13 protein-coding genes are annotated in these 12,474 nt (G+C 59.9%); 5 read left to right on the forward strand and 8 right to left on the reverse strand.

The features are described from left to right. Nucleotides 1-478, forward strand: a 478-nt coding sequence (locus tag AF71_RS26815; RefSeq protein WP_246733831.1) for a cytochrome c1, incomplete at its 5' end; no start/stop codon positions are given. Between the two features lie 116 nt (nucleotides 479-594). Then, nucleotides 595-1,137 carry an adenine phosphoribosyltransferase gene (locus tag AF71_RS26820; protein WP_018857243.1) on the forward strand — a complete coding sequence of 181 codons (543 nt, stop codon included), beginning with the start codon at nucleotides 595-597 and terminating at the stop codon, nucleotides 1,135-1,137. Between the two features lie 9 nt (nucleotides 1,138-1,146). Here the strand turns inward: AF71_RS26820 and AF71_RS26825 are convergent, their stop codons facing one another. Beyond that, nucleotides 1,147-1,614 (reverse strand): MaoC family dehydratase, encoded by a 468-nt coding sequence (locus AF71_RS26825; RefSeq protein ID WP_018857242.1) that lies wholly within the window; start codon nucleotides 1,612-1,614, stop codon nucleotides 1,147-1,149. After that, the gene (locus AF71_RS26830; RefSeq protein WP_026371798.1) at nucleotides 1,611-2,081 is read right to left on the reverse strand and encodes a MaoC family dehydratase; all 471 of its coding nucleotides are present in this window, start codon (nucleotides 2,079-2,081) and stop codon (nucleotides 1,611-1,613) included. Before AF71_RS26830 ends, AF71_RS26825 begins: the two co-directional genes overlap by 4 nt. 81 nt (nucleotides 2,082-2,162) lie before the next feature. On the opposite strand from AF71_RS26830, the gene AF71_RS26835 reads away from it, so the two are divergent. Continuing rightward, nucleotides 2,163-3,242: a hypothetical protein gene (locus tag AF71_RS26835; RefSeq protein ID WP_018857240.1), complete on the forward strand. Its 1,080-nt coding sequence runs from the start codon at nucleotides 2,163-2,165 to the stop codon at nucleotides 3,240-3,242. Between the two features lie 23 nt (nucleotides 3,243-3,265). On the opposite strand, the gene ychF is transcribed toward AF71_RS26835, so the two are convergent. Next, nucleotides 3,266-4,369 (reverse strand): redox-regulated ATPase YchF, encoded by a 1,104-nt coding sequence (gene ychF / locus AF71_RS26840; protein WP_113471223.1) that lies wholly within the window; start codon nucleotides 4,367-4,369, stop codon nucleotides 3,266-3,268. A 181-nt stretch (nucleotides 4,370-4,550) separates the two neighbouring features. Here ychF and clpS point away from each other — a divergent pair, with 181 nt between their 5' ends. After that, nucleotides 4,551-4,862, forward strand: coding sequence for an ATP-dependent Clp protease adapter ClpS (gene clpS / locus AF71_RS26845; protein ID WP_025661709.1), 312 nt, complete (start codon nucleotides 4,551-4,553; stop codon nucleotides 4,860-4,862). Here clpS and AF71_RS26850 read toward each other — a convergent pair. The 5 genes from AF71_RS26850 to AF71_RS26870 all read right to left on the reverse strand — a co-directional run bounded on the left by AF71_RS26850 (nucleotide 4,808) and on the right by AF71_RS26870 (nucleotide 10,030). Continuing rightward, nucleotides 4,808-5,317 (reverse strand): GNAT family N-acetyltransferase, encoded by a 510-nt coding sequence (locus AF71_RS26850; RefSeq protein ID WP_169683851.1) that lies wholly within the window; start codon nucleotides 5,315-5,317, stop codon nucleotides 4,808-4,810. The genes clpS and AF71_RS26850 overlap by 55 nt on opposite strands. A gap of 2 nt (nucleotides 5,318-5,319) precedes the next feature. Beyond that, complete coding sequence (gene pth, locus AF71_RS26855) at nucleotides 5,320-6,036, reverse strand: aminoacyl-tRNA hydrolase (protein WP_018857236.1); 717 nt, start codon at nucleotides 6,034-6,036, stop codon at nucleotides 5,320-5,322. 90 nt (nucleotides 6,037-6,126) lie between these two features. Further along, a complete protein-coding gene (locus AF71_RS26860; protein ID WP_018857235.1) occupies nucleotides 6,127-6,846 on the reverse strand; it encodes a transporter substrate-binding domain-containing protein in 720 nt (239 codons plus the stop codon). A gap of 22 nt (nucleotides 6,847-6,868) precedes the next feature. After that, nucleotides 6,869-9,229 carry an EAL domain-containing protein gene (locus tag AF71_RS26865; RefSeq protein ID WP_113471221.1) on the reverse strand — a complete coding sequence of 787 codons (2,361 nt, stop codon included), beginning with the start codon at nucleotides 9,227-9,229 and terminating at the stop codon, nucleotides 6,869-6,871. 186 nt (nucleotides 9,230-9,415) lie between these two features. Beyond that, nucleotides 9,416-10,030 carry a 50S ribosomal protein L25/general stress protein Ctc gene (locus AF71_RS26870; RefSeq protein WP_018857233.1) on the reverse strand — a complete coding sequence of 205 codons (615 nt, stop codon included), beginning with the start codon at nucleotides 10,028-10,030 and terminating at the stop codon, nucleotides 9,416-9,418. A 337-nt stretch (nucleotides 10,031-10,367) separates the two neighbouring features. On the opposite strand from AF71_RS26870, the gene AF71_RS26875 reads away from it, so the two are divergent. Further along, nucleotides 10,368-12,446, forward strand: a complete 2,079-nt coding sequence (locus tag AF71_RS26875; RefSeq protein ID WP_169683852.1) for an EAL domain-containing protein — start codon at nucleotides 10,368-10,370, stop codon at nucleotides 12,444-12,446. Nucleotides 12,447-12,474 lie beyond the last annotated feature (28 nt).

Raw genomic sequence — 12,474 nt, forward strand, 5'->3', positions numbered from 1 at the left:
CCACGAGGCGGCGGCTGCCGCCAACAATGGTGCGGCGCCGCCGGACTTCTCGCTGATCGCCAAGGCGCGCGGCATCGAGCGCGGCTTCCCGCAGTTCCTGATCGACATGATCCCGTTCGTCGGCGGCTATCAGGAAGGCGGTCCGGACTACATCTACTCGCTGCTGACCGGNTACGACCAGCAGCCGCCGGCCGGCGTCCAGGTGGCCGAGGGCACGCACTACAACCCGTACTTCGCCGGTGCTGCCGCGCTCGCCATGCCAAAGCCGCTCTCCGACGGCCAGGTGACCTATGACGACGGCTCGCCGGCGACGGTCGACCAGTACGCCAAGGACGTCTCCTCCTTCCTGATGTGGGCCGCCGAGCCGCATCTCGAGGAGCGCAAGCGCACCGGCTTCATGGTCATGGTCTTCCTGGTCATCTTCTCCGGACTGATCTACCTGACCAAGCGCTCCGTCTACGCAAACAAGGAACACTGAGGGATTTGCCCAGAGTTTAGGGAAAGGCGGCCTTCGGGCCGCCTTTTTTGTTGGTTCCGGCACTGGCAGTTGATAGGGTGCAGCCGAATTGAAGCCCTGCAGAATACGGACATTCCATGAGTGATACGATTTCGGAGCTAGCAGCCAGCATCCGCTCCATCCCGGATTACCCCAAGCCCGGTATCATTTTTCGCGACATTACCACGCTTCTCGGCAATCCGCGTGCCTTCCGCCGCGCCGTTGATGAACTGGTCCAACCCTATGCGGGCCTGAAGATCGACAAGATTGCCGGAACCGAAGCGCGGGGCTTCATCCTGGGCGGCGCCGTCGCACACCAGCTCTCCGCCGGGTTTGTGCCGATCCGGAAGAAAGGCAAACTGCCACGCGATACGGTGCGCGTTGCTTACAGCCTTGAATATGGCGTGGACGAGATGGAAATGCACCTGGATGCGGTTCAGCCGGGCGAGAAGGTTATCCTCGTCGACGACCTGATTGCGACCGGAGGAACGGCCGTCGCCGCCACGCAGCTTCTACGGCAGATGGGGGCGGAGGTTGTTTCTGCCTGCTTCGTCATCGACCTGCCGGACCTTGGCGGTCGCCGAAAACTGGAAGAGCTTGGCGTGGACGTTCGCACGCTGGTGGAATTCGCGGGCCACTGAGGCCCGCGACTATTCAAATTCGATGACGGTGCTTTCGAACCGGACCACCGGCGTGCCGTCAGCGAGCACCCCCTCGCAAAAAATGGTGTTCAAGCGACGCCCCGGGCGGGACACCAGCGGGCGGCTCGAAAGCAGCGTGACGGAATAGGTCACTTCCTCGTCGGCGAAGACCGGCCGGAGCCATTGAAGTTTCGTGAAACCGGGAGAGGGGCCAAGCTTGGGCGGCTTGATACCCTCGCTTGCCAGTCGCGCGCATTCCGCGCTCCAGTAGGCAACGAAGGTTTTCATCCATGCCGCGCAGGTGTGCCATCCCGACGCGCAAAGGCCGCCAAAGAGCGAAGACTTCGCTGCCTCGGCATCCAAATGGAACCGCTGCGGGTCGAAGCGCTCCGCGAAGTGTACGATGCGCTCGGCCGTGAACAGGTAGCTGCCGATTTCTGTCTTTTCGCCACTGGCGTAGCGTTCAGCCATGATCATGCGGTCTTCTCCAGCATGTCACGCAGGGCGAACATGATCGAGTTCGCTGAGAGGCAGACGAGTTCGCCCTTCTGGTTTTCGACCTCGTGGCAAAATTTCACCATACCGATGCCCGGTCTCGAGCGCAGCGCGCGCGACTCGATGACCGTCGAATGGCCGGAGAGCGTATCGCCGGCAAGGACAGGCTTTCGCCATTCCATGAAATCGACACCGGGCGCACCTTGGGAGAACGAATTGACGAGAAAGCTCTCCGCCATCATGCGCATGAACAGCGCAGACGTGTGCCAGCCGGATGCCGCCAGTCCACCGAGAATGCTGGCGCGGCCCGCTGCCTCGTCGACATGCATCGGCTGCGGGTCGAATTCGCGCGCGAACTCGATGATCTCCTCTGCCGTTACTGCTCTCGGGCCGAGCGCAAAACGCCGACCCGGCTGAAAATCTTCAAAGGCGAGTTTCTGATCGGACAAATTCTTCTTCACCTCGTAGGAGTTTCAGAACGACTACAATAGCATTCGACGCGACTCAACGATTCCCACGAGATTTTGAACATGCCAGAACTGAAGTTGATCCTCGATGAGGCTGAGCGTGAAGGCATCATTGCGCGCCAGGCTGCTGACCGGCTACTGCCGTTCCTGATTGCGCGCGGCGTCAAGGTCGATCAGCCTTCGCCCGAATTGCACAGACCGTTGGCGCCTTTTTCGGATACCGAAACGCCGAGCTTCGTGCGCGGCTTTCACGACGTCCTGATAACCATCGGCATCATCGTAGCTTTGGCCGGCCTTTGGGGCATCGCTTCGATCTATGCCGTGCTGCCGGCAATCGTTGTCCTTGCCGAGATCCTTGTTCGGCGTCAAAGGCTGGCGCTGCCGGCCGTTGCGCTAACGATCGCACTTGCCGTCTGGACGGCAAGTGCGGCCGCGCAGTGGCTGGACGACTCACTTTCCTTCGTTGCGATAGGTGGCAACGTTGCGCTGCAGTACACCCTTGCCTTTCCAGTCGTGCTGGGGCTCTTCTATCTGCTTTATCGCGTACCGCTCGCGCTTGCCCTGACGATCATGGGGGCGGCTGTGGTCTTTCTGCAGTTGGTCCTGCGCGCGCTTGGCTGGCTGACCGGCGATCCTCTGTTCGAGGTCAATCATCCGCTCGTGTTGTCGATCATCGCGATCGCGTGTGCGGTCGGTCTTTTTGCCTTGGCCATGACATTCGACCTGCGGGACCCGCTGCGTCGTACAGTCAATTCCGACGTTGCCTTCTGGCTTCATTTGGGTGCCGCGCCGGCTTTGCTCTATAGCGTCATTTCGCTTGCGGGGCTCAGCGGCGGTACGCTTGCCGCGTTGCAGACCGTGTCGTTTCGCACGCCGGTGGTCATCGCGACCGTCATCGCGCTCATGCTGATCGGGCTTGTCATCGACCGGCGTGCCTTCGTGACATCGGGATTGGTATCGCTGGGCTTTGCTGTCTACGGCATCTTCCGCCAGGGGGACGCGCGCGTCGATACCTATATTTACATCACGCTTCTGACCGTTGGCGTGATCGTGCTCGTCATTGGGACCGGATGGATGCCGCTTCGGCGGTTCGTGATGCGCCGGCTGCCGGTAGCGATCCAGGAGAAACTGCCGCCGGCATAGGCGGCAGTCGCCTCGGTTCCGCTTTAGGTGTTGAAGCGGAAGTGGATCACGTCGCCGTCCTGGACGACATATTCCTTGCCTTCGTCACGGCCCTTGCCTGCTTCCTTGGCGCCGACTTCACCCTTGAAGTTGATGTAGTCGTCGTAGGAGATGGTGAAGGCGCGGATGAAGCCGCGTTCGAAGTCGGTGTGGATGACGCCGGCAGCCTGTGGCGCCTTGGTGCCGCGAACGATCGTCCAGGCGCGGGTTTCCTTGGGGCCGACGGTGAAATAGGTGATCAGGTCGAGCAGATGGTAACCGGCACGGATCAGCCGGTCGAGCCCGGCTTCCTCGAGGCCGAGCGCCGATAGGAACTCGGTTGCTTCTTCTTCGGGAAGCTGGGCCACTTCGGACTCGATCGCGGCCGAGATGATGACGCATTCGGCGCCCTGCTTCTCGGCCATGGCGGCGACTGCCTTTGTGTGTTCGTTGCCGGTCGAAGCGTCGGCTTCCGCGACGTTGCAGACATAAAGGACCGGATGCGACGTCAGGAGGTTGAGGCCCTTGAGGATCTCGATCTCCTCGGCCGCCAGCGTCTTCAAGAGCAGGCGTGCGGGCTTGCCTTCGTTCAGCAGCTTGATCACGGATTCCATGACCGGCAGCTGTGCCATCGAGTCCTTGTCTTTGCCGGTGGCGCGCTTGCGGGTCTGCTCGACGCGGCGCTCAAGGCTTTCGAGGTCGGCGAGCATCAGCTCGGTCTCGATCGTGTCGGCATCGCCGACCGGGTTGATGCGGCCCTCGACGTGGGTGATGTCGTCGTCCTCGAAGCAGCGCAGCACATGCACGACGGCATCGACTTCCCGGATGTTGGCGAGGAACTTGTTGCCGAGACCTTCACCCTTCGACGCGCCGCGCACCAAGCCGGCGATGTCGACGAAGGAGATGCGGGTCGGGATGATTTCCTTGGAGCCGGCGATTGCCGCCAGCTTCTGCATGCGGGGATCTGGAACGGCGACTTCGCCGGTGTTCGGCTCGATCGTGCAGAAGGGATAGTTTGCCGCTTGCGCTGCTGCCGTTTTGGTGAGCGCGTTGAAGAGTGTCGATTTGCCGACATTCGGCAGACCGACGATACCGCATTTGAAGCCCATGGCCTGAAAACCTGCTGTTCTTGAATTCGTTGGTGCTGGCTATGGGATAAAACGCGCCTTGCGGTCAAGCTTTTAGCGCAAGTCTCTTGCATTCTGAGGGGTTGAACGCCCGCCCTTGCAGCGCAATATAGACATCGGCGAACGTTCTCGCCTCTCCATGTCATCAACGGGTGGGTTTCCGATGAGTGACAACGATATTGCCCTTAAACCGAAGACAAAGTCGAAGCCGAAGCTGGACCGGCCGAAGCTCTATAAGGTGATCCTTTTCAATGACGATTACACGCCGCGCGAATTCGTGGTGATGATCCTCAAGGTCGTCTTCCGAATGAGTGAGGAGACCGGCTACCGTGTGATGATGACGGCGCACAAGATGGGATCAAGCGTTGTTGTGGTCTGCACGAAGGATATCGCCGAGACGAAGGTCAAGGAGGCGATGGATTATGCCAAGGAGGCCGGTTTTCCGCTGATGTTGACGGCGGAGCCGGAGGAGTAGTTGTCGGCGCGCCGGACCTGATAGCCTGTCTTGTCCTGCGTGAAGCCGCAGTTCTCGTAGAAGCGCAGCGTCGCAGGATCCTTCGAGCCGGTTAGCAGCATCACCTTGTAACAACCTGCTTTCCATGCGGTTTCGATGGCGTGCTGGATCAGCACCCGTCCGTAGCCCCGCTGCCTGTAGCGGGCCGCCGTGACGACGTTTTCGATCAGCGCATAGGATGCACCATTCCTGGTCAGGTTGGGGACGACGATCAGCGTCACGGACGAAGCGGCGGCCCGACCTGCGATGCCGACGAAGACAGTCATTCCCGGTTGCGCGAGGATCGCTTCGAACCGCTCTTCGGCACGCTCGCGGTCGATGACCGGATCAGCAGGGTTTAGGTCATGGTAGAGAGCAAGCAGGCTCGGAAGGTCGGCGGCCTCGGCGGAACGAATGACGAGTTCGTCGATTGACATACTCAATCACCCTTGTTGCCGAACATCTTCTTCAGCATTTCGGCCATTGGTCCTGTTGTGGGCAACTTCGGCTGGTTGTTGTTGCGGGCCGCGCGGATATGAGACTTCGCCACCGGCTTTTTCTCTGGCTTCGGCGTTTCTTCTTCGGCCTTGCCGCCGAGTGCAAGTGCCAGCTTGTTCATCAGCTGGGAGTCTTCCTTGCGAACCAGCATGTCGGCGTTATCGGCAAGTGCATCCAGCAACGGCTCGAGCCAAGCCTGATCGGCCTTGGCGAAGTCGCCGAGCACGTGATGCTGCACCAATTCCTTGACACCAGGGTGGCCGATGCCGAGCCGCAGGCGGCGATATTCCTTGCCACAATGAGCGTCGAGCGATTTGATGCCGTTGTGACCGCCATGGCCGCCGCCCGTCTTGAGGCGTGCCTTGCCTGACGGCAGGTCGAGTTCATCATAGATTGCGACGAGGTCGGCCGGCTGCAGCTTGTAGAAGCGCATGGCCTCGCCGACGGCTTCGCCCGAGAGGTTCATATAGGTCTGCGGCTTGATGAGCAGCACCTTCTCGCCTGCAATTTCGCCTTCGGCGATCTCGGCCTTGAACTTCTTCGACCAGGGCGAAAAACTATGGCGGCGGTAGATGGCATCGACGGCCATGAAGCCGATGTTGTGGCGGTTTCCGGCGTATTTGCCACCGGGATTGCCGAGACCCGCGATAACAAGCATGGCTCGTTCATTCCTTGCAATGTGCTTTATGCGTTCACCACCGCGAAACGGCGTCAAAGTCAAGACGGCGAGACCGCAAACGTTGAAAAATCAGTCTGCGGGGCTCAGGCCATACGTGATGAAGATGGACTTCTGCGTGCCGTCGGCAATCAGCTTGTCCAGCGCCGCCTGCATCTTGGCCAGCAGGTCGCCAGGGAAGTCCTTTTCGCAGGCGATCCCCATTTGTTGCGTGGAAAGCACCGTGACCTTCTCCAAGGGTTGTTCTGCCTTGAGCTTCTCGAAGTAGATTTCGGTGATAGGCATCATGTCGATGCGGCCATTGAGCAGCTTGCGCAGCGTCGAATTGAAGTCAGTGGTGACGTCGAGCTTCGTGAAGCCGCTCTCCTTCAGTGTCATCTCCGTATAGTCTTCGCGCTGGGTACCGACCGTATACTTCTTGGCTTCCTCTAGATCCTTGGCTGCCACGCCGGAGCCCGTTCTGGTGATGAGGATGTTGCGATCGACCAGCAAGGGTTCGACCCATTTGAACATCGGGTCGCGCTTCGCATTGTGAGCGGTCGTAAAGACGCAGCTCATAGGGGTGGTCTGGGCAAGATTGTAGGCCCTGGCCCAAGGCATCATCTCGATCGTGTAGTCGATCCCGGCGTCCTTCATCACTTTTTCGACCTGCTCGACCGACGCGCCTTTTACGGTCTTTCCGTCGCGGTAGCTGAAGGGGGGGTATTCCTCCGTGGCGAGTGTGACGCCGGCGGCAATGGCATGTGTCGAGGCACCGAGGCTCAACAGAATAGAAAGCAGCAGTCTCTTCATCGTGTTGCTCTTCTTCCCCGGTTCACGAAGCTCGTGCGATGAGCTGGCCCGACGCTGACAGGCGCTCGATCAGAGCGGCGGCATGCTGCGGACGATGGAATAGGTATCCCTGACCGAAGTCGAGGCCCATATCGTGCAGCGTGTGGCATTCGTCCTCGGTCTCGATACCCTCGGCGATAACGGTGCAGCCCATCCTGTGGGACAGCGTCGTGATGCTCTCCACCAGCGTGCGGCTCTTTTGGCGAACGTCGTCGTTGGCGTCGTTTATTGACCGGGTGAACGACTGGTCGATCTTGATGATGTCGACCGGGAAGCGATTGAGATAGCTCAGCGACGAATAGCCCGTGCCGAAGTCGTCGAGGGCAATCCGGCAGCCGAAGCGGCGCATCTCGGTAACGATAGTGCGGATCAGCGGATTGTTATGCATCAACACTGCCTCCGTGATTTCGACGACGATGCGCTGCGGGAGGATGCCGTGGCGGCCAAGCAATGCGGCAAGGCGCGCGGGCAGGGCGGCTTCGAACTGCAAAGGAGAGAAGTTGATGGCGAGATAGCTGTCCTGCATGCCCGGCAGCCTGGAAATGGCTGCAAGGTGGGCGATCGCCTTCTCCATAATGACATTACCGACGCGAATGATCTTGCCCGTCTCCTCCGCGACATTGATGATCTCGGCCGGCGCCATCAAACCCTTTTGCGGATGGTTCAGGCGCATCAGCGCCTCAAAACCGGCGACTCCGCGGCCGTTGAGGCTGACAATCGGCTGCAAATAGGCGTCGAACCAATCCTCCGCGAGGCCTGCCTCGATGTAGGTCTCGATTTCGGCGCGAGCCCTAGTGTGGTCCATCATGCGGTTGTCGAAGAGCTGCGCACCGTTCTTGCCGTCGCGCTTCTTCGCGTACATGGCCATGTCAGACTTCTGCAACAGCTCGGCAGCGTTCGCGGCATGACGCGGGTAGATGGCGATGCCGACGCTGGCGCTCAAATGCAGGTCCGGACCGAACGGCTCGACAAAGATGGAGGCGATCTGCTCGGCCATCGCGCCCGCCCGCCGCGCGGCATCTTTTGCCGGCAGAAGGATTGCGAATTCGTCGCCGCCCAGGCGTGCCGCCTGGTCCGATGGCGCCAGATGCATCCTCAATCGGTCGACAAACTCCCGAAGAGCCCTGTCACCCTCGGCATGGCCGAGATTGTCGTTGATCCATTTGAAACGGTCGAGGTCGACGAACAGGCAGGCAAGTTCCTGACCGAGCGCGTCCGCCTGCTGAATTTTGGTATCGAGCACGGACTCGAAACCCTGACGGTTCAGCAGGCCGGTCAGATGGTCGCGGATTGCTTGCTCGTGATTGCGTGCCTCGGAAGCTTTCAGCTCGGTGACATCGGTCATTACCGACAGCGAGAGCCGGTCATGACCCGCGGTGGCTGCTGTCGATTCAAGGATGAGCACATCCATGATGCTGCCGCTGGCGCATATGAACTTGACCGTCACGTCGAATGCGGCGCCGCCATCGAGGTCATTCTTGCGCCCGAGGAAGGCCTCACGCGTATCTGGTGTAACGAGGTCTGCAAACCTGCGGCCGACCACCTGCGGCCGCTCATAGCCGGTCGCGACGAGCCAATAGTCGCTGACCGCCGTTATGCGGTCATCCTCGTCGAGCGAGAACAGCATCGCCGGCGTCAGGTCGTAAATGTCGACGGCACGGCGATGCGCGAGCTTCAATTCGCGCTCCTCGCTTTCGAGCTTCGACTGCATCTCATTGAAGCCGCTGGCGAGGCGTCCCATCTCGTCGTTCGATTGCCAGTTGACGTGATGACGCGAGCCCAGCTGGCGGGTTGCCTCGACGGCTGCCGTCAGGCGCATCAGTGGCCGGATGATGAAGATTCGATTGCCGATCAAGGCGGCGCTGAAGACGGCCAGCACCGCGAAGATGAAGATCGACATGAAGACGATCTCTTCGTGCTTGAGGCCGGAGAAGAGACCGAGCGCTGGATAGAACACGGAGATCGTGCCCAGGTTCTTCGGGCCGTCGATCGTGTTGTATATGATCGCGCGCGACACCTGGACGAGGTTGCCGTTGAACGACTTCGGTATGGTCGACTGCGTGACGTCCAGCTGGCCGGACTGGTCGCGAACCTGGACCTTGACGATCGCGCCCTGCGAAACGATCGTCGCGCTGATCTGCGTCACGCTGTCATCATCAAGGTCCCAGAGCGGCTTGGCGAGGGCCTGAGAATTGGCGACAAGAAGAACCGAGATGTGGTCGCGTATTTCCTTGTCTGCGCGCTCGGAAGAAAGAAAAAGAAAAAGGACGAACAGTGGAGCAACGAAGAGCAGCAAAGCTCCGCAAATGATTGCCAAAAAACGATTTTCAACGGAATTGTGCATTGTTCCGTTTTGCTCCCAGCCGCACTTTGCATTCACGGTTTTCGACGCCCGTGGGTCTTTCAAAAACGTACCGGCATGCTTCCATGAAATGTATTAAATGTTGCTGAAACAGGCTCCTTGCAACCAATGAAAAGGGCCCGCCTTCGAGAGAAAGCGGGCCCTATGCTTTACAAATCATGGAAGCGATCAGGCTTCTGCTTCGCCTTCTTCTGCAACCGTTTCGTCAACGCCGCCAGCCGGGGCGATAACCGTCGCAATCGTGAAGTCGCGATCGGAAATGGTCGGCGTTACACCCTTGGGCAGGGTAAGGTCGGAAATGTGGATGCTGTCGCCGATCTTCTTGCCGTTCAGGTCAACGTTGAAGAATTCCGGGATCGCATCAGCCGGGCAGTGAACTTCGATTTCGTGACGAACGATGTTCAGAACGCCGCCAGCCTTGAGACCCTGGGACTTCTCTTCGTTGATGAAGTGAACCGGGATTTCAACCGTGACCTGGGTGTTGCCGGAAACGCGCAGGAAGTCCACGTGCATCGTGAAGTCACGGACGGGATCCAGCTGGTAGTCCTTCGGCAGAACCTTGTACTTCTTGCCGTCGACCTCGATGGTCGCGATCGTGGTCATGAAACCACCGGCATGAATGCGCTTCGTCACCTCATTGGTGTTGAGAGCGATAGAAATGGGGGCCTGCTTGTCACCATAGATGACAGCGGGAATCAAACCGTTGCGGCGAAGTTCACGGGCGGACCCCTTACCAACCCGTTCGCGCGCCTCGGCCTTGAGCTCGTAGCTTTCGTGGCTCATGACTTTTCCTTCCGAGGTTATTTGGAGAGCCCCGCGGAGGCCTATGCTTGCCGCGGAACTGGAGGCGGGTTACCCCATCCTCATCCGCGTTGCCTCCAAGGGTGTCTGCGCGGACGCGTGCGCTATAGTATAGATGTGACGGAAACGCAAGCTGGTGCCTTACAGGTGGCGGGGATCATGGTGCGGGACAAGCACTTGGCGAGTGGCACCAGGCAACGGTTGCGGAAGTTGAAGCGGATCGCGAAGGCTTAACTATACGGCCGGATTTCCCCCAGAGATTAAGTAATACAAAATGTCGGCGCGGTTATGAAGGCCAAAACGCAACCTGGTCTCTCCGATGCCACGTCTCCTTACCTGCATTGCAGCCGAACACAACTGGCCGCACCTGACCTTTGCAACCGTGATCTGCCTGCTTGGCTCGCTACTCACGGTACGGCTTTTTTCGCGGGTTCGGCGCACCCATGGGTTCCAGAAATTCAATTGGCTGTTCCTGTCAGGGTTCGTCGGCGGCGCGACAATTTGGACGACCCATTTCATCGCCATGCTTGGCTTCCGAGCGCCGACGCTCAGCGGTTATGAGTCGGATCTGACGCTGCTGTCGCTTTTCATCGGCATCGCCTCCGCCATGATCGGCTTTTCGGTCGCCTCGATGCGAAGCCAGGACGCGCTTGTCGAGGCCGGGGGCGCAATCGTCGGCCTTGGTGTCGCAGCGATGCATTACGTCGGTATTGCCGGCTACAAGGTGGCCGGCGAGGTCCAATGGAATACTGCCTATGTCGTTACCTCGCTGATTGCGGCGGCCGGTTTTGGCGCGCTCATGGCGCGCCGGGTTGTGCGGCCGACGGCGCGCTTCAGCCCGGTTGGGGCGGCCTTGCCGCTGATCCTTGCGATCGTTTCCACGCATTTCCTCGGCATGGCGGGCATGACGATCGTCCCGGATGTGACGGTCGCAGTTCCTCGCGAAATTCTCTCGGTGGGCGTGATGACCAGCTTGGTCGGTACCGTCATGGTCATCATCCTGCTCCTCGGCGCATCCACCTACATTATCGACATGCAGTCGACGGAAGCGGCCGTCGCTCGCTATCGTCATCTCTCGCTTCACGATCCACTGACGAACCTCGCAAACCGCGCGGCGCTGAACGAACATCTCGCCACCGTGACCAAACGGACCCATGAAATCGGCTGGAATGTCGCCGCTCTCTGCTTCGACCTCGATCGGTTCAAGGAGATCAACGATGTGCATGGTCACGCGGCTGGCGACGCCGTGCTGCGGGCGATCGGCGAGCGGCTGGTGAAGGTCATGCAAAAGGGACAGTTCGTGGCCCGGATCGGCGGCGATGAATTTGTGGTCGTCATGCGCGATCACGTTGGCCGCTCCGAGGCCAGAAGTGTTGCGCAGCGCCTGCTCGACGAGATCGAGCGACCGGTCGAGTGGAATGGCCAGTCGCTTAGCGTCGGGTCCAGCATCGGCATCTCCAGCTTTCCGGACAAGGCGCGCACCGTCGATGACCTGCTTTCGCAGGCTGACGTTGCCATGTATCGTGCCAAGACGACGGCGGGGAGCAGTATCTGCTTCTACGATCCCTCGATGGACGAAGCAGCGCGGGAACGAAGTGCGCTGGCGATCGAGATGCGCGAAGGGCTGAAGAGGGGCGAATTCGAACTCTTTTATCAGCAGCAGAACGATACCATGACGCGTGCGGTGTTGGGTTTCGAGGTGTTGCTGCGCTGGAAACACCCGACGCGCGGCTACATCTCGCCGGTCGAATTCATCCCGATCGCCGAGAAAACGGGTTTCATCATGGAGCTCGGCGAATGGGTGTTGCGTAACGCCTGCGTGGAAGCGGCCAGCTGGAAGAACCCCTTGAGCATAGCGGTTAATGTCGCGGCCCAACAGCTCGCAGACAGCCGCCTGCCGCAGATTGTACAGCAGATTCTCGCCGAAACGGGTCTGGTACCGCCACGCCTCGAACTCGAGATTACGGAGACCGGCATCATTGCCGACCACGGGCACGCGTTGAACGCCATCCGCCGGCTGAAGGAGCTCGGCGTCAAGGTGGCAATGGACGACTACGGCACCGGCTATTCGTCTCTCTCCACGCTGCAAAGCTTCCCGTTCGACAAGATCAAGATCGACCGTGCTTTTGTCGATGGCGTCGTCACCAACAAGCAGTCGGCAGCGATCGTTCGCTCAACGCTCATTCTTGCGCAGAGCCTTGATATTCCGGTTCTCGCCGAAGGCGTAGAACGCGAAGAGCACGTCGATTTCCTCCGCCGCGAAGGTTGCCTTCAGGTGCAGGGCTTCCTCTTCGGAAAGCCGATGCCACGTCCAGACATCGAGGCCCTCGTCAATGGCGATGGAACAGGCGCGACAGATCGCCAGGTCGTTGCTTCGAGGGCCGATGCGGCGGCCTGACCACCGCACTGCAACACGGCTTGACATC

Origin of the sequence: Rhizobium sp. 57MFTsu3.2, from assembly GCF_012932765.1 — a bacterium.
Lineage (GTDB): Bacteria > Pseudomonadota > Alphaproteobacteria > Rhizobiales > Rhizobiaceae > Rhizobium > Rhizobium altiplani.